General features: G+C 67.2%; 15 protein-coding genes and 2 tRNA genes. 4 read left to right on the top strand and 13 right to left on the bottom strand.

Going from position 1 to position 16,395, the window contains the following annotated elements:
- The first annotated feature begins 23 nt into the window (after positions 1-23).
- Together AAW00_RS04350 and AAW00_RS04345 are read left to right on the top strand one after the other, a co-directional pair.
- On the top strand, positions 24-659 hold the full coding sequence (locus AAW00_RS04350) for a LysE family translocator (RefSeq protein WP_047003046.1): 636 nt from the start codon (positions 24-26) through the stop codon (positions 657-659).
- Entirely contained in the window at positions 656-1,375 is a 720-nt protein-coding gene (locus AAW00_RS04345) for an extensin-like domain-containing protein (RefSeq protein ID WP_047003045.1), read from the top strand. Before AAW00_RS04350 ends, AAW00_RS04345 begins: the two co-directional genes overlap by 4 nt.
- Before the next feature lie 66 nt (positions 1,376-1,441).
- On the opposite strand, the gene AAW00_RS04340 is transcribed toward AAW00_RS04345, so the two are convergent.
- The 12 genes from AAW00_RS04340 to recJ all read right to left on the bottom strand — a co-directional run bounded on the left by AAW00_RS04340 (position 1,442) and on the right by recJ (position 12,770).
- Positions 1,442-1,675 (bottom strand): hypothetical protein, encoded by a 234-nt coding sequence (locus AAW00_RS04340; RefSeq protein WP_047003044.1) that lies wholly within the window; start codon positions 1,673-1,675, stop codon positions 1,442-1,444.
- A gap of 222 nt (positions 1,676-1,897) precedes the next feature.
- Positions 1,898-2,587, bottom strand: a complete 690-nt coding sequence (phoB, locus tag AAW00_RS04335) for a phosphate regulon transcriptional regulator PhoB (protein WP_047003043.1) — start codon at positions 2,585-2,587, stop codon at positions 1,898-1,900.
- 109 nt (positions 2,588-2,696) lie between these two features.
- Positions 2,697-3,368 (bottom strand): phosphate signaling complex protein PhoU, encoded by a 672-nt coding sequence (gene phoU / locus AAW00_RS04330; protein ID WP_047003528.1) that lies wholly within the window; start codon positions 3,366-3,368, stop codon positions 2,697-2,699.
- A gap of 14 nt (positions 3,369-3,382) precedes the next feature.
- Positions 3,383-4,129, bottom strand: a complete 747-nt coding sequence (gene pstB, locus AAW00_RS04325) for a phosphate ABC transporter ATP-binding protein PstB (RefSeq protein ID WP_241461656.1) — start codon at positions 4,127-4,129, stop codon at positions 3,383-3,385.
- Between the two features lie 104 nt (positions 4,130-4,233).
- Positions 4,234-5,484 carry a phosphate ABC transporter permease PstA gene (gene pstA, locus AAW00_RS04320; RefSeq protein WP_047003042.1) on the bottom strand — a complete coding sequence of 417 codons (1,251 nt, stop codon included), beginning with the start codon at positions 5,482-5,484 and terminating at the stop codon, positions 4,234-4,236.
- Entirely contained in the window at positions 5,477-6,862 is a 1,386-nt protein-coding gene (gene pstC / locus AAW00_RS04315; RefSeq protein ID WP_047003041.1) for a phosphate ABC transporter permease subunit PstC, read from the bottom strand. Before pstC ends, pstA begins: the two co-directional genes overlap by 8 nt.
- Positions 6,863-6,880: 18 nt before the next feature.
- Positions 6,881-7,930, bottom strand: coding sequence for a substrate-binding domain-containing protein (locus tag AAW00_RS04310; protein ID WP_047003040.1), 1,050 nt, complete (start codon positions 7,928-7,930; stop codon positions 6,881-6,883).
- Positions 7,931-8,042: 112 nt separating this feature from the next.
- Positions 8,043-9,434 (bottom strand): OprO/OprP family phosphate-selective porin, encoded by a 1,392-nt coding sequence (locus AAW00_RS04305; protein WP_047003039.1) that lies wholly within the window; start codon positions 9,432-9,434, stop codon positions 8,043-8,045.
- Between the two features lie 123 nt (positions 9,435-9,557).
- Positions 9,558-10,742, bottom strand: coding sequence for an ATP-binding protein (locus tag AAW00_RS04300; protein WP_052761754.1), 1,185 nt, complete (start codon positions 10,740-10,742; stop codon positions 9,558-9,560).
- Between the two features lie 86 nt (positions 10,743-10,828).
- Positions 10,829-10,903 (bottom strand) — tRNA-Glu (locus tag AAW00_RS04295).
- Between the two features lie 23 nt (positions 10,904-10,926).
- A tRNA-Glu gene (locus AAW00_RS04290) sits at positions 10,927-11,001 on the bottom strand.
- A gap of 62 nt (positions 11,002-11,063) precedes the next feature.
- The gene (recJ, locus tag AAW00_RS04285) at positions 11,064-12,770 is read right to left on the bottom strand and encodes a single-stranded-DNA-specific exonuclease RecJ (protein WP_420911616.1); all 1,707 of its coding nucleotides are present in this window, start codon (positions 12,768-12,770) and stop codon (positions 11,064-11,066) included.
- Positions 12,771-13,063: 293 nt separating this feature from the next.
- Between recJ and AAW00_RS04280 the strand changes: the two genes are divergently transcribed.
- Both AAW00_RS04280 and AAW00_RS04275 read left to right on the top strand, forming a co-directional pair.
- Positions 13,064-13,828, top strand: coding sequence for a hypothetical protein (locus AAW00_RS04280; RefSeq protein WP_156169918.1), 765 nt, complete (start codon positions 13,064-13,066; stop codon positions 13,826-13,828).
- Between the two features lie 53 nt (positions 13,829-13,881).
- The gene (locus AAW00_RS04275; protein ID WP_241461624.1) at positions 13,882-14,376 is read left to right on the top strand and encodes an AHH domain-containing protein; all 495 of its coding nucleotides are present in this window, start codon (positions 13,882-13,884) and stop codon (positions 14,374-14,376) included.
- A gap of 30 nt (positions 14,377-14,406) precedes the next feature.
- Here AAW00_RS04275 and AAW00_RS04270 read toward each other — a convergent pair whose 3' ends face one another.
- On the bottom strand, positions 14,407-16,392 hold the full coding sequence (locus AAW00_RS04270) for a PAS domain-containing hybrid sensor histidine kinase/response regulator (protein ID WP_162199407.1): 1,986 nt from the start codon (positions 16,390-16,392) through the stop codon (positions 14,407-14,409).
- Positions 16,393-16,395 lie beyond the last annotated feature (3 nt).

Below are 16,395 nucleotides of genomic sequence, written 5' to 3'. Positions count from 1 at the left end.
ACGCCACCTTGGTAGCGGGAGCCGTGATCGACCCTGCCAAGCTTGCCGCCTTCGCGCTGGTGACCGGTGCCACCAGCCTGGTGCCGGGGCAGTCGATGCTGTTCGTCATGGCGCAGGCGATCTGGCGCGGCCCAAGGTCGGGCTGGGCGGCGCTCCTGGGGCTGCAACTGGGATACATCTTCTGGTGGCTGCTCGCCGCGCTGGGCCTCGGCACGCTGGCGGCGGCCTATCCCGCGGCATTCACGGCCCTGGCGGTGGCGGGCGCGGCTTACCTCGCATGGCTGGGCATCGGCGCCATCCGCCACTCTTTCCGCGACGACGAGGCGGCGAGCGGCCCGGCGCGCGCGCCGTCGCGCCATGCCTTTCGGGACGGCGCGGCGGTCGCCGTGGGCAATCCCAAGTCGCTCATCTACATGATCGCGATCATCCCGCCCTTCATCGATACCGGCAGCCCCGTCGGCGGACAGATCGTGGTGCTGGCGTTGATCGCCATGGTCGTCGATCTCGCGGTGGGCGCGCTCTACATCGGCGCGGGACAACGCCTTGCCCGGTTCATAGCCGAGGGGCGCTCGCGGCGCTGGGTCGAGCGGGCGATCGGCGCGGGCTTCCTCCTGATCGCCGCTCTGGTGCTGGTGGAAACCTTGCGGACCATGCCATGATCTCGCGCGCGATCGGACGGTTTCGCGGCGACCGGCGGGTATTGCTGGGACTGCTGGCGGTGGCGACTCTCGTCGGCGGGCGCGCCTGGCTCGCCGAGCATCCCGAACACGACCCTTGGGCGCCGCTCGACCTGCGCGACCCACGGGGCTTGGCGACGGCGAGCAAGCTCTCGGCCCTGCGCGGCAACGTGGCCGAGTGCCGGGCGGTGCTGGAGCGAAGCGACGTCGCCTTCACCGCGCTCGAGCCGGCTGGCGAGGGCGAATGCCGGCGCGAGGATCGGCTGACGCTCGACGAAGCGCCATTGTCGCCCGCCGCGCCGCAGTTCACCTGCCCCGTCGCCGCCGGGCTCACCTTGTGGATCGAGAAGGATGTGCAGCGTCTTGCCGAAGAGCATCTCGGAATGCGAGTCGCGCGAATCGAGCAGCTCGGCACCTACAGTTGCAGGCGGATGTACGGCGCGGCCACGGGGCAATGGAGCGAGCACGCGACCGGCAATGCCATCGACATCGCCGGCTTCGTGCTCGATGACGGCAGCCGCATCAGCGTACTGAGTGACTGGGATAGCGCCGGGCCCGAGGCGCGTTTCTTGCGGGACGTGCGCGATGCGGCCTGCAGCAACTTCGGCGTCGTCCTCTCGCCGGACTACAACGCCGCCCACGCCGATCACCTGCATTTCGACCAAGGGCGCACACCGGGATTCGGTGCCTGCCGCTAATGTGTTGCAGGCAAACAAAAACCCCCGCCGAAGCGGGGGTTTCGTAAAGCTATCTGCTGGCAGCCATTAGGGGCTGGTGGGCAGGTCTTCGCCGTCCTCGTTGTCTTCGATCAGGAAGACGACGCCGGCCGCGATCAGCGCGAACAGCAGGACGATCAGGGCCGAACCGCCACGGAAGCCTTCGGCATCCGAGACTTCGACGGCATCACGGTCGACGGCGGGAGCCGACTGGGCCTGGGCCGCAGCGGCGGAGCCGAGCACGAAGCTGGCGGCGGCAATACTGGTAACGATCTTCTTCATATCTTCCCTCATTCTGTCGGAGGTCTTCAAAATTGCGAGACTGCATCTAGCGAGGAGCTGGGCATCTGTGAACCCCAAATCCAATCAACTTGTCCCACAATCGCGCATCGAGAAATCGATTGTTGCCCGATTGTCACAGAAATTAATGAGCAAAATTCCGTAATTATGCGCTCGCAACATGAAATGCTGCGCTTGCGGCATGGTTCCCGGATGGGAAAAGAATCACGACGGCTCGAGTGCGTAGCCCGCCGAACGGACTGTGCGGATCGGATCTGGAGCGCCGGGGACCGCAATGGCCTTGCGCAGGCGACGAATGTGCACGTCGACCGTACGTTCCTCGATTTCGCTGCCCGTTCCCCAGACCGCGTCGAGCAGCTGCGCCCGCGAGAACACCCGCCGGGGATGCTCCATGAAGAACTTTGCCAGCCGGTACTCGGTCGGCCCGAGCTTCAGCTCGCGTCCGCGCCGCTCGATTCGATGCGCGACGGCATCAAGTCGCAGGTCCCCGACCTCGAGCGTTTCGCCCGCCAGCGCCGGACGCACCCGGCGCAGAACAGCGGCGACGCGCGCCAGCAGTTCGCGTGGGGAGAAAGGCTTGGTGATGTAGTCGTCGGCACCGGTTTCCAGCCCGCGTACACGGTCGTCCTCCGCCTCGCGGGCGGTGAGCATCAGGATCGGCACGTGCGCGGTCGCCTTTTCGCGGCGGAGGCGGCGGCAGACCTCGATGCCGCTTACGCCCTCGATCATCCAATCCAGGATGACGAGGTCGGGCGCGTCCTCGGCGGCCATCACTAGCGCCTCGTCGCCGTCCGGCGTGGCGCGCACCGCATAGCCTTCGTTCTCGAAGCGATATTGCAGCAGCTCGGCGAGGGCCGTGTCGTCCTCGACCAGCAGGAGCTTGGGGGCGGACATGGCGATTTAATCCCTGGCGGCGCCTGCGATCAGGCGGTGGTCAGGCAGCGCCATATGACAGGTTCATGGCAGATTTATTGCAATCCGGCTGCACCGCGCAGGCGCGAGGTCACCGCTCGATCTCGCGCGGATAGGCCCCGGTCGCCGAATAGTGGACCATTTCCGCCACGTTGGTCGCGTGATCGCCGATGCGCTCGATATTGCGGGCGACGAACAGCAACTGCGCCGCCGTGCTGATGGTCGAGGGATTCTCGACCATGTGGCTGACGAGGTTGCGGAAGATCGAATCGTAGAAGGCGTCCACCTTTTCGTCGCGCTCGATCACCTCCAACGCCATGACCGGGTCACGCGCGGCGAAGGCGGTGAGCACGTCGTGCACCATCTCGGCGGCGATCTCGCCCATGGCGGGAAGCAGGGTCAGCGGTTCGAACTTTGCGCGCCCGTCGATCTTGCCGATGCGCTTGGCGATGTTCTTGGCATAGTCGCCGATGCGCTCGACCACGCCGGAAATCTTCAGCGCGGCGACGATTTCGCGCAGGTCGTCGGCCATCGGGGCGCGCAGGGCCAGCACCCGCACGGCCATCGCGTCGACCTCGGCCTCGAGCGCGTCGAGCTTCTTGTCGCGTTCGATCACGCGCTTGGCCAGGTCCTCGTCGCCGCTGACCAGCGCGGACAGCGCCTCGCTGATGCCGAGCTCGGCCAGGCCGCCCATCTCCGCGATCAGGCCGCGCAGGCGGGTGATGTCCTCGTCGAATGCCTTGACGGTGTGCGTGTGTTCCATGTGGCCCTCTGCCATCACCCGTAACGCCCGGTGATGTAATCCTGCGTGCGCTGCTCGCGCGGATTGGTGAAAATGTCCGAGGTGTGTCCATACTCCACCAGGTGGCCCAGATGGAAGAAGGCCGTGCGCTGGCTGACGCGGGCGGCCTGCTGCATGGAGTGGGTGACGATGACGATGGCGTAGCGGCCGCGCAGGTCGTCTATCAGCTCCTCGATCTTGGCCGTGGCGATGGGGTCGAGCGCGCTGCACGGCTCGTCCATCAGGATCACCTCGGGATCGACGGCGATGGCGCGGGCGATGCACAGGCGCTGCTGCTGGCCGCCGGACAGCGCGGTGCCCGAATCGGTCAGGCGATCCTTCACCTCGTCCCACAGGCCGGCGCGTCGCAGCGACTTCTCGACGATGGCGTCGAGCTCGCCCTTGCCTTCGGCCAGGCCGTGGATGCGCGGGCCGTAGGCGATGTTCTCATAGATCGACTTGGGGAAGGGGTTGGGCTTCTGGAACACCATGCCCACACGCGCGCGCAGCTGCACCACGTCCATGCCGCTGGCGTAGATGTCCTCGCCGTCGAGCTCGATCGTGCCTTCCACCCGGGCCGAGGGGATGGTGTCGTTCATGCGGTTCAAGGCCCGCAGGAAGGTGGACTTGCCGCAGCCCGAAGGGCCGATGAACGCGGTGACGTGTTCGGTGAAGACGTCGACCGAAACCTCGTCGATGGCCTTTTTCGCGCCGTAGTAGATCGACACGTCGCGCGCGCGCATCTTGATGTCGCTCGGCTCCACCGACTCGTCGAGGCCGGGGGCGTTCGCGTTGTGCTCGATCGCCTGCTCGGCGAAGGAGGGATTGGCGGCGGTTTCTTCGGTCATCACCATTTCTTCTCGAAGCGGTTCCTGAGGTAGATGGCGAGGCCATTCATCAGCAGCAGGAAGATCAATAGCACGATAATCGCCGCGCTGGTGCGTTCGACGAAGCCGCGGTCGATTTCGTCCGACCACAGGAAGATTTGCATCGGCAGGACCGTGGCGTTGTCGGTGAAGCCGTCGGGCGGCGTGGCCACGAAGGCGCGCATGCCGATCAGCAACAGCGGCGCGGTCTCGCCCAGCGCGCGGGCCATGCCGATGATGGTGCCGGTCAGGATGCCGGGGAGGGCGAGGGGCAGGACGTGGTGGAACACGACCTGCACGGGGCTTGCGCCCACGGCCAGCGCGCCGTCGCGGATCGACGGCGGCACGGCCTTGATGGCGTTGCGGCCGGAAATGACGATGACCGGCATGGTCATCAGCGCCAGCGTCATGCCGCCGATCAGCGGGGCCGAGCGCATCGAGGGGAACAGCGTGAGGAAGACGGCAAGGCCGAGCAGGCCGAAGATGATCGAGGGCACGGCGGCAAGATTGTTGATCGACACTTCGATCACGTCGGTCCAGCGGTTCTTGGGCGCGTATTCCTCGAGATAGAGCGCGGCCAGTACGCCGATCGGGAAGGCGAGAAGCAGGGTGACGATCATCGTCAGGATTGAGCCCTTCAGCGCGCCCCAGATGCCCACCATCTGCGCGTCGGTGGCATCGGCGCGGGTGAGGAAGCCGGTATCGAAGCGCCTTTCGAGCAGGCCGCGCTCGCTCAGGTCGCGGGCGAGGGGCTGGAGATCGACCTTGCCGTCTCCGCGCAGGGCGCTGGCGATGTCCTCGCTGGCGGGGAGCGAAAAGGTCGCTTGCCGCTGAAGGATCGTGGGATCGCGCACGATGGCCTCGCCGACCTGTCGCCAGGCCTCGGGGTTGAGTTGCGCCGCGCCGGCCTCGCCGAGCGCCTGCTCCGCGCTGAACTGGACGACCTCGACCAGCCCCTGGCCCTGCAAGGCGCGGACCGCGTCGCTTTCGGACCCGGTGGCGGCAGGGGCGGACAGGCCCATGGCGGGAAAGTCGATCGGCACGCTCATCTCGGCGCGCTGGAAGCCGCCCACGCCGTTGATCGTCATGGTGACGAGCAGGAACAGCAGCACCGCGATGGAAAAGACGATGGCGCCGAGGCCCAGGGCCTTGAAGCGCTTCTCCGCCGCGTATCGCTTCTTCAGCCGCGCCTCGAAAGCGGGGGTGCGGGTGGGATGGACGAGGTCACTCATAGGCTTCGCGGAACCTCTTGACCACGCGCAGGGCGACGAAATTGAGCGCCAGCGTCACCAGGAACAGCACGAAGCCGAGCGCAAAGGCGGCGAGCGTCGCCGGATGGTCGAAGCTGCCCTCGCCGGTCAGCAGGGCGACGATCTGGACGGTGACGGTAGTCATCGAATCGAGCGGATTGGCGCTGAGCGAGGCGGCGGTGGAGGCGGCCATGACGACGATCATCGTCTCGCCGATGGCACGGCTGACGGCCAGCATCACGCCGCCCACGATGCCGGGCAGGGCGGCGGGCACCAGCACGCGGCGGATCGTTTCGTTGGCGGTTGCACCCATGGCGAGCGAACCGTCGCGCATGGCCTGCGGCACGGCAGCGATCGAATCGTCGGCCATCGAGGAAACGAAGGGGATGATCATCACCCCCATCACGAGGCCCGCGGCGAGTGCGCTCTCGCTGGAAGGATTCGACGCGCCGAGGGCCAGCGCGATGTCGCGGATGAAGGGCGCAACGGTCAGCGCGGCGAAGTAGCCGTAGACCACGGTGGGCACGCCCGCGAGCACCTCGAGCGCGGGCTTCACCCATTTGCGTAGCCCCGGCTTCGCGTATTGCGTGAGGTAGATCGCGCTCATCATGCCGAGCGGGATGGCCACAATCATGGCGATGATCGCGCCGATGAAGATGGTGCCCCAGAACAGCGGGATCGCGCCGTAGCGGCTTGGGTCCGGGTTGTTCGGGTTGCCCATCGGGTCCGGGTTCCACTGGGTCCCGAACAGGAAATCGATGGGCGAGATCATGCCGAAGAAACGGAACGTCTCGAACACCAGCGTCACGAAGATACCCAGCGTCGTCAGGATGGCGACGAGCGAGGCGATGAGGAGGGCGGCAAGGACGAGCCGCTCCACCTTGGTGCGGGCGGCAAAATCGGGTTTGAGCCGCAGGAAGGCCCAGGCCGCGCCCGCGCCGGCGATCAGCAGGCCGATACCGATGCCGATCAGCTGGTAGCGCGAGATCGCCTGGCGGAACGGCTCGGCCAGCGCGACCGACTCCTCGTTCAACGCCCTTGCAGTGGTGCCGTTGGCGATCCCCCAGGCTTCGTTGATGATGGTAGCGCGCCTGAGGCCGAATTTGGGCAGGGCCGCAGCCTCCGGGCTGGCGAGCACGTGGGCCATGATCAACTGGCCGCTGGCATAGTCCCACACGAGGAAGAACAGCAGCAGCGGCACGGCAATCCACAGCGCGGCATACCAGGCATGGTATTTCGGCAGGGCCGCGAGCCGCCCATGGGGCGCGGCACGCTTGAAGGTCCACGCGCGCGCCCGGGCCACCAGCCAACCGGCAAGCCCGAGGCCGAGGGCCAGGAGAAGCGGTATGGCTGGTGACATGGCTTTACGTCATTCGTCCTACTGCAGGTCTTCCGCAGTCAGGCTGGGAAGGCCGGTCACGGCACTGGTCTGCGCGGCCATAACGTCGCCACGGTTGGTCACAAGCCCAATCTGGGCCAGCGCGCCGCCTTCTCCCCAGCTCGAAACCCAGGTGTTCAGGAACTCCTGCAATCCGGGGATGATGCCGATGTGCTCTTTCTTGACGTAGATATAGAGCGGACGGGCACCGGGGTACGCGAAGCTGGCGATGTTGTCGTAGGTCGGCTCGATGCCGTCAATGTGCAGGCCCTGCAGGCGATCGGCATTCTCTTCGAGATAGGAATAGCCGAAGATGCCGATGGCGTTCTCGTTGCCCTCGATCTTCTGCACGATCAGGTTGTCCTGCTCGCCCTGGTCGACATACTTGCCGTCGCCGCGCAGCTCGGTGCAGGTGGCGTCATAGGCGTCCTCGTCGGCTTCCTTCGTCGCCGCGAACTCGGCGTTGGCTTCGCAGCCGACGTGCATGATCAGCTCTTCGAACGCATCGCGCGTGCCCGAAGTGGTCGGCGGACCATAGACGAGGATCGGCAGGTTCGGGAGCGAGGGATCGACGTCGCTCCAGGTGTTGGCGGTCTGTGCCTCGCCATAGGGGTTGGCGGCGAGCGCGCGGTAGAGCTGCTCGGGCGTCAGGTCCATGGTGATGCCGCCCTTGGCCGATGCTATGGCGATGCCGTCCATGCCCACCTGGATCTCGGCGATGTCGGTCACGCCGTTGGCCTGGCACTCGGCGAATTCCTCGGCCTTCATGCGGCGCGAGGCGTTGGCGATGTCCGGGGTGGAGGGGCCGACGCCGGAGCAGAACAGGCTGATGCCGCCACCGGTGCCGGTCGATTCGATCACCGGCGAGGCGAAATCGGGATATTCGGCGGCGAACAGCTCGCTCACCTTGCGGGCGAACGGATAGACGGTGGAGGATCCGACGGCGCGGATGGCGTCGCGGCTCTCGCCCCCGCCGCCCGGAGCACCCGAACCACAGGCGGAAAGCGCGGTCGCGGCGAGCGCGGCGGCGATGATGGCAATAGTCTTCATTGGGACGAACCCCTTTGCTGGTGTTGAGCTAGTGGCCCCCTATTACCGCGATGCGACAGATTTGCGTCACATGGCGGACTTGTATCGTGCAAGGGAGCGATGCGGTTTCTCGTCAGAAATCGAACTCGGCGCGCATCCCGATCACGTCTGCGCTGTAGTCGCGCGTGCCGTTCGGCAGCGCGAAGACGGCGTCGTCGTACTCCATGCGGCCGTAGTTGACTTGCAGCCGGGTGAAGTCGGTCGTCGTCCAGATCAGCGAGGCTTGGTAGGCGTTCTGCGAACCGCCGAGCACGCCGACATCGCTGTCGTTGAGCTCGAGGTAATCGTAACGCAGGTTCGCCTGTATCGCGCCGATCCCGCCTTCGCCCACGGGGCGCGCGGGACGGGTGCGGTTCCAGCGCCCGCCGCGATAGCCGCGGCTGTCGCCGGACGTCAGGAATAGCCCGCCCTCGACATAGCCGCCGGTGAAGCTGGCGGTATCTTCGGCAAGGCCGAGGCCGGAGACCTGCTGGCGGAATCCCTCGGCGGCGAAGTGGAACGGCCCGCGAATCGCGGCCAGCTCCACGCCGAGTCCGAATTCGCTGTCGGCGGCCAGGTTGCCGGTGTTGATCAGCCGCTCGCCGGTGAAGTGGACGAGCGGGCGCTGGCGATAGCGCACGCTGCCGCCGTCGGCGATGTCAGTGTAATGGGCCGAGGCACCGAAATGCAGCTGTGTGCCGCCGACCTCGGGGAAATAGACGACGCGTCCATCGGCGCTCCAGGCGCTCGATTCGGGCAGGTCGGCGATGTTGTCTGCAAAGACGCCGGCCTGCACCAGCACCGGGCCCTTGCCGTATTGCGCGGACACGCCAAGGCGGCGCTCGAAACCGAAGGCATCGGTGAAGGCGGCGCGTTCGATGAAGCTGGTGAAGCGGCTGCTGGTCAGCTCTTCCAGGCCCTGGAAAGTGTTGTGCTGGCCCACGGTCAGCTCGATGTCGCCCGCCTCGTAGGTCAGCAGCGCGTCGGTCAGCTCGGCCTCGCCGGTGGCGACGTCGATCTCCATCTTGTAGCCGAAGCCGCCGGGAATATCGCCCTCGACGCCGATGCGTGCGCGGCGAACCTCGGCGCCGAAGCCGTCTTCGCGGCCGAGGCCATCGGGCAGCGAAGTCCATCCGGCATCGAGCTGGAGGCGACCGAAGGGCTTGAAGCTGAAGCCGTCATCGCTTTCCACCTCGGGTGCGGCGCCCATGCTGATTTCGACCGGGTGGGCCGAGGTGACGACCGGCGCTGCCGCCGCGGGCGCGGAGGTGGGTACTGCGATGACGGGCTGGGCCGGAGCCTGCTGTGCCATCGCATCGATGCGGGCATTGAGAACCGCGAGCTGGTCGCTCAGCGCGGCGACCTGCGCGCGCAGGGCGGCAACCTCGGCCTCGCTGGTGTGGTGATCGGCATCCTGCGCCGCGACGGGTGTCGCCACCAGCGCGAGGGCGAGCAGGGGCAGGGGATAGGCTTTGATCGAGCGCATGAGGGGTCCGTCCAGTCACGTGTCCAAGATGTGACCGCGGCCCCTAGTTTCGTGACATTACACTTATGTGACAGGGCCGATTTCGGCTGTGGAAAAGCACTAGCGCCGCTCAGCGGCCGCAGCTCACGCCTCCCCGGCCAGCGGCAGGCGGACCGTCACGGTGGTTCCGCTGCCGCGCTCGCTCTCGATGTCGAGTCGGCCACGGTGGCGCTCGACGATGTGCTTTACGATGGCGAGGCCGAGGCCGGTGCCGCCCGCCGCGCGGCTGCGCCCCGGATCGGTGCGATAGAACCGCCGCGTGAGGTGGGGCAGGTGCTCGGGATCGATGCCGTCGCCCCGGTCCGTGACGGTCAGCACAGCCATCCTGCGTTCGCCCGGCGCCAGCGAGACCGTGACCGGCGTGTCCGGCGCGCCGTATTTCAGGGCGTTGTCGACGAGGTTGCGCACCAGCTGTTCGAGCTGGTTGGCATCGCCGCGCACCGGCACGGGACCGTCGGGGAGGGCGAAATCGATGCGCTCGAACTTCTCCGCTCCGGCGGCATCGCGGGCGGATGTGCGAACGACCTGCGCGAGATCGAGCCGTTCGCGCGGCTGGTCGTGCTTCTCCGCCTCCACCCGGCTGAGCGAGAGGAGGTCGGCAATGAGGCTCTGCAGCCGTCGCGCCTCGCGCAGCACGGTGGAACGGAACTTGGCGGCCAGCGCCGGGTCGATGTCGTCGCCTTCGTCTTCCAGGGTCTCGAGATAGCCGATGATGCTGGAGAGCGGCGTGCGCAGTTCATGACTGGCATTGGCGACGAAATCGGTATGCGCGCGGCTGACGTCGGCTTCCGACGTGCGGTTGATGAGTTCGACCAGGCGATAGCGGTCGTCGATAGGCTGGACGCTCATCTGCCAGTTGCTGCGGGGTCCGGTCAGCCCCTGCACGGTGACCGAGCCGCCCTCCGGCCGGTCGAGCAGGTGGATGGCGGCGGGATGGCGCAGCGCCACGCGCGCGTCCTGCCCGGTGATATGCCCACCGATCTCGCGCCGCGCCTCGGCGTTGGCGACGAGAATGCGGTCGGCATCGAGCAACAGCATGGGCAGGCCCGACTGCTCGATCAGATCGCGCATTCCGGAGCGCGAGATTGTCAGGCCGTCGTTGGCGGGCAGGGGCGCGGCGGCGGGCGGGGGCACGGCCAGCCAGAACGAGCCGATCCAGACCGCCATGACGGCCGCGACGATCCAGAAGCCGGTGCCGCTCCATAGCAGCACGCCGCCACAGACGAGCGCCAGCACTATGCCGGCGACGGGGACGAAGCGCGCTTCCATCGGGTAGCCGCTTAGACATACAATGATGACAATTGGAATGCCGCGGGCGGAAAAATTTTGCCCGGCCCGGGGAGGGCAGCCCGTGCTGGTGACCCCTACGGGAATCGAACCCGTGTTTCAGCCGTGAGAGGGCCGCGTCCTGACCGCTAGACGAAGGGGCCATCTGCATGGCTATGGCACCGCGTGGTGACCCCTACGGGAATCGAACCCGTGTTTCAGCCGTGAAAGGGCCGCGTCCTAACCGCTAGACGAAGGGGCCATCTGCGATGGAGCGGCGCACTTAGTTGCGCGCGCCGATGCGGTCAAGTGGGCAAGCGGCGATCAGTCCGCCCAGGCCGCATCTTCCAGGTGCAGTTCGGCGGCGGGGCGGCTGCCCCAGTCGTCGATCTTCGCGCGGCCCGCCAGCCACAGCCGGCGTCCGCTCGCGCCGTGGAGCAGGGCCTGGCCCATGTCGCTCGCCGCCGCGCGAAAGGCGATGGCCTTGAAGCTGCCGCCGTCCTTGCCCGCGGCGATGACGCGCAGGTGATCGTTGCCCACGACATCCGCCTTGACGAGATGCACCGGGCCGACCGCCACGCGCGGGCCGGGCCAGCCGACGCCGTAGGGTCCCGCGCTGTCGAGCGCCTGGATCAGTTCGGGCGTCAGGCCGCCGGGCGCAATGGACAGGTCGAGCAGCACCTCCTGCGATTCGCTGGCCCGCGCCACCGGTCCTGCCAGCCGCTCGTCCAGCCAGTCGGTAAAGGCGTCGAGCTTGTCGGCCGCAATGGTCAGGCCCGCCGCCATCGCGTGGCCGCCGCCCTTGACCAGCAGGCCGCCCTCGCTCGCCGCGATGATCGCTGCGCCGAGGTCCACGCCGGAGATCGAGCGTCCCGAACCCTTGCCTTCGCCCGTTTCCTCGTCGAGCGCGATGACCACGGCGGGCTTGCCGCTCTTTTCCTTGATCCGCCCGGCGACGATGCCGATCACGCCGGGATGCCAGCCTAAACCAGCGCACACGATCACCGACCGGTTGTGCTGCGCGGCGAGCTGTTCTTCCGCCGCTTCCTGCACCGCGGCCTCAATGGCGCGGCGTTCCTCGTTGAGACGGCTGAGCTGGTCGGCGATGGCGCGCGCCTCGTCCGGATCCTCGGTGGTTAGCAGGCGCACGCCCAGCGTCGCCTCGCCCACGCGGCCGCCCGCGTTGATGCGCGGGCCGAGCGCGAAGCCGCAGTCGCTGGCCTTGGGCGCGGCCTTGAGGCGGCTCGCGTCGATCAGCGCCGCCATCCCGGTGTTGGCGCGCCGGGCCATGACCTTGAGCCCCTGCGCCACGAAGGCGCGATTGAGCCCGCGGATGGCGGCGACGTCGGCGACGGTGCCGAGCGCCACCAGGTCAAGCAGGGCGAACAGGTCGGGCTCCGCACGACCGTCGAAATAATCGCGCTGGCGCAGCGTGCGCACCACTGCCACCGCCAGCAGGAAGGCAACGCCGACGGCGGCGAGGTGGCCGTGGCCCGCGGCAAGGTCGCTTTCGTCCAGCCGGTTGGGATTGACGAGGGCATAAGTGCGCGGCAGCTCGGGCGAGCACTTGTGATGGTCGACCACGATCACGTCGATCCCGGCATCGTGCGCCATGCCCAGCGCCTCGTGCGCCATCGCCCCGCAGTCGACCGTGACGATCAGGCTCGAACCCTGCTCGCCGATCCGCATGAGCGCCGGCCCGCTCGGGCCGTAGCCCTCCAGCAACCGGTCGGGAATGTAATGCTGCGCATCGTGCCCGAGCATTCGCAGCAGCCGGATCAACAGGGCCGAACTGGTCGCCCCATCAACGTCGTAGTCGCCGTAGACCGTCACCGGTTCGCGCGTGATGACCGCCTCGGCGATGCGTTCGGCGGCGCGGTCCATGTCCTGGAAGGCGCTGGGATCGGGCAGGAAACCACGCAGCGAGGGCTGGCGATGCAGGTCGAGATCCTCGCGCGCCACGCCGCGCGACAACAGCAACTGGGTGGCGATGTCGGCGTCCAGACCCGGCCCGCCGGCCCCAAAGGCCATGTTGCCTCCGCGCCAGCGCCATGTCTTTCCCGAAATGGAGCGGGAAACCCCAAGCACAGTACCGATCGCGTCCATTCCGGATGCATATACCGTGCGGAAGGCTTGGAAAAGTGTCCCGAAACAGCTCTCTACAGTCTTGGAGGGGGGCAATTGGGGTGCGATTTGTCCAAGCGCCATCACACGGACTCGACGATTCGGTCCTTTCGAGTCATCACCAAACGCCCGGGACACGGCGGGGATGGGAAGGGGTCGGTTCGATCGCAAGCGCGCAAGGCCTTGAATCGAAGGGTATGATGTCTGCCGCATCGTTGCTGTTTCGCGCGGGCGAGCGCCCGACGCTTGCCGATATTCGTGCGCTCGCCCGCCGCGAAGACAGCTTCTGCCTCAGTTTCGAGCCCGCAACCGACACGCCCCGCGAAACCGGCGTGGAGGAGCGCGGCGATACGGGGCAGGGCTGGGTGGAATTGCTGTCGAGCGGGCTGACCTTCCATCTTTCCGGCCTGGCCCCGCACGCGGGCGAGGGCGCGCCGCGGTTTGCCAATCGCTACGGGCTCGCAGCCGACCTCGCCGAGCGTCCCCTGGAAGCCATCACGCTCGTACCGGGGCCGCACCTGGCCGGGGGGGAGCGGATGTTCCCGGTCGTCCGCTGCCTCGCCATGCTTGCCGCGCGCCTGGCCGGGCTGCCGGGTGTCGAGGGCGTCGCCTGGCACGCGGCCGAGGCCATCAGCGCGCCCGACTTTTACGCGCGCGGGGTGCTCGCGTGGGTGGAGGGCGGCCCGTTTCCCGGCCTTGGACTGACCGCCCTGGAAGAGGGCGCCGACGGCAGCCTGCGCAGCCGTGGCCTCGCGCTGTTCACCGGACAGGAGCTATACCTCCCCGCCGACGTGGCGCAGGACCGCGCGGATGCCGCCAAGCTCGCCCTGCGGCTCATCAACTGGCTGGTCGAGCACGGGAAAATCACGGAAACGTTTTCCTTCACCGGGCCTTCCGGAGAGCCGATCGGGCTTGAACCTGTGGAAAACTCGGCCATCCTGCGGGTGTGGAGAGGGTCGCTCTAGACTTCACTGGCGATTCGGCGCGTCCTTGCGCGACGCTGGCCGTCCGCACGCGCTTGCCATTCACCGCGGTCAACGCACGCCATTCGCCCGGCTTCCGGCCCGGAATGCAGCGCCATCACCTGTTGCCCCGGCAGCTCGTACGGAGCGCGTGCTTCGGCCCGCTGCTCGCGGCGCTGGGGAAAGAGGCGATCGGCTTCGACGACTTTCGCGCGAACGGCTTGCTGCTGCCCGGCACCGAGAGCGCCGCGCTGGCGAGCGGGGCGCCGCTGCATCGCGGACCGCACCGGCTTTACAACGAAATGGTGGCCCAGCGCGTAGGGCGGATCGAGGCGTGCTGGTCGCGCCGCTGCGCGCGGCACCCGGAAACGGCCCGTATCGAGGCGCTGATGCGGATGCGGCTGTTGCAGCGAGCGCTCAGGGCCCGGCTGTTGCAACGCAATCGGCGCGCCCTGTTCCTCAACCGCAAGGATCCCTTTCGTGCGGGCCTGGATTTCACCATGCTGGATTCGATGGTCGAGAGCCTGTGGCTGGCGACGGCCGCGGCTTAGGGATCGCGCTCGGGCGTCGGTGCGAGCGTATCAGGCGGCACGCTCGAAGATCGGCCACTCCTCTCGCAACGCCTCGATAAGTTCCTCGACGCGCGCTTCTGCCTTTATCCGCCGTTCGAGACGCCGCGAGGCCTCGCCGATTTCCGCCTCGCCGAAATTGGCGGCGACACCGGCCAGCTTGTGCAGTTCACTGCCAAGCCGTTCCCAGTCGGTCCCTTCGCCGCAAGATAGGGTTTCTCGTAATTCCGACACGAGGACGGCCCGGCGACTGCGGTAGCGTTCCTCCAGCGACGCGATGGAGGCGGGCAGCGCGAATTCGGCATTGGTGCCGATGGCATCGGGGGAGGAGCCCATGGCATCTCGCACACTGTCATTCCCGGCATCGGGCGCGACCCATCGCGCCAGTTCGCGCGCCAAGGCCACTGTGGTGACCGGCTTGCCGAGATGCGACTGCATGCCTGCCGCAATGCAGGCCGCCACGTCTTCTGGATAGCAGTTGGCCGTCAATGCGATGATCGGCAGCGTGTCCGCATCGAACCCGGCGCTGCGCAGCCGGCGCGTGGCCTCCAGCCCGTCCACACCCGGCATCTGCATGTCCATAAGCACGACATCGAACGGGCGGCCCTGCCGAGCGGACGTCATCACCGCATCCACGGCCTGTTCGCCGTTTTCCGCCAGTGTGGCATCGAGACCCAGCGCGCTCGCCATCGCGAGGATCAACTGCTGGTTGATGGCATGGTCCTCCGCGATCAGCACGCGCGCTCCATGGAGATGGCCGACGGTTTCCACGGCGCTTACGGCTTCGGGGAGGGGACGATCGTGCTCCTCGGCCTCTACTAGCGGCATTCGCACGGTAAACTGCGTGCCGACACCGATCTTGGAATGGACCGTGATGCGTCCGCCCATCATCTCGACCAACTGGCTGGAGATCGAAAGCCCCAGGCCCGTTCCGCCGAACCGGCGCGCGACCGATCCGTCCTGCTGTTCGAAGGGGCTGAAGATCGCCCGCAGCTTGTCTTCCGCAATGCCGATCCCGGTATCGATGATGGAAATCAGTACGAACCGTCCCTCGGTAGAAGTTTCCACGCGGGCCTCGATGTCGATACCGCCATGCTCGGTGAATTTCACCGCGTTGCCGATCAGGTTGAGCAGGATTTGCCGCAGGCGCAGGCGGTCAAACAGCAGTCTGTCCGGCACCGCGTCGTCCACCCACAGCCCGAGCGCCAGGCCCTTGGCGCGGGCCATCGGCTCCATCAGCGCCAGGCAGTGCTGCAGCTTGTGCCGCATGCTGGTAGGCTCGGGCACGATCCGCATCTGGCCGGACTCGATCTTCGAGTGGTCGAGGATGTCGTTGAGCAACTGCATCATCGCGCGGCCCGAATCCGATATCAGCTGGACCTGCGCGCGCTGGTCGTCGTCGAGCGGGGACTGCAGCAGCAGGTCGGTGAAGCCGATCACGCCGTTCATGGGCGTGCGGATCTCGTGGCTCATGTTGGCGAGGAAGGTGGACTTGGCCTGCGCCTCCTGTTCGGTTCGCTCGATGGCCCGCGTCAGGTCACGCTCGAGGTCCTTGGAACGCTGGATGTCGATGTTGAGACCGACGTAACCGATCAGCTCGCCGTCAGGTGCGTATTCGGGCGCGCCGAGGCCCTTAACCCAGACGGTCTCTCCGTCCGGACGCATCCAGCGCCATTCGTCCTCGAAGCGCACGCGGCGGGCGACGGCGCTCATGAAGCTGGCAAACAGGCGTTCCTTGTCCTCGGGATGCAGCGCGTCGCCCCATTTCTCGCCGTGCCAGTCGGTAAGACCCGACATCTCCTCCCAGGCCTTGTTGACCCACAGGCACTGACCGCGCGCATCGGTGCGCCAGATGCCGGCGGGGGCGATCTCGGCGAGCGTCTGGAAGCTCGAAGCCTGTGCCCCGACCGCAGTGTGTTGCTCGCGCGAGCGCCAGTAAAGGACAGACAGCAGCCCAATGCCCGCAATGGCGGCGATCAGCGCAACGTGTTCCAGCATTTC

Origin of the sequence: Aurantiacibacter luteus, from assembly GCF_001010945.1 — a bacterium.
Taxonomy (GTDB): Bacteria; Pseudomonadota; Alphaproteobacteria; order Sphingomonadales; family Sphingomonadaceae; genus Alteraurantiacibacter; species Alteraurantiacibacter luteus.
This window is presented reverse-complemented; position numbering and strand designations above follow the sequence as displayed.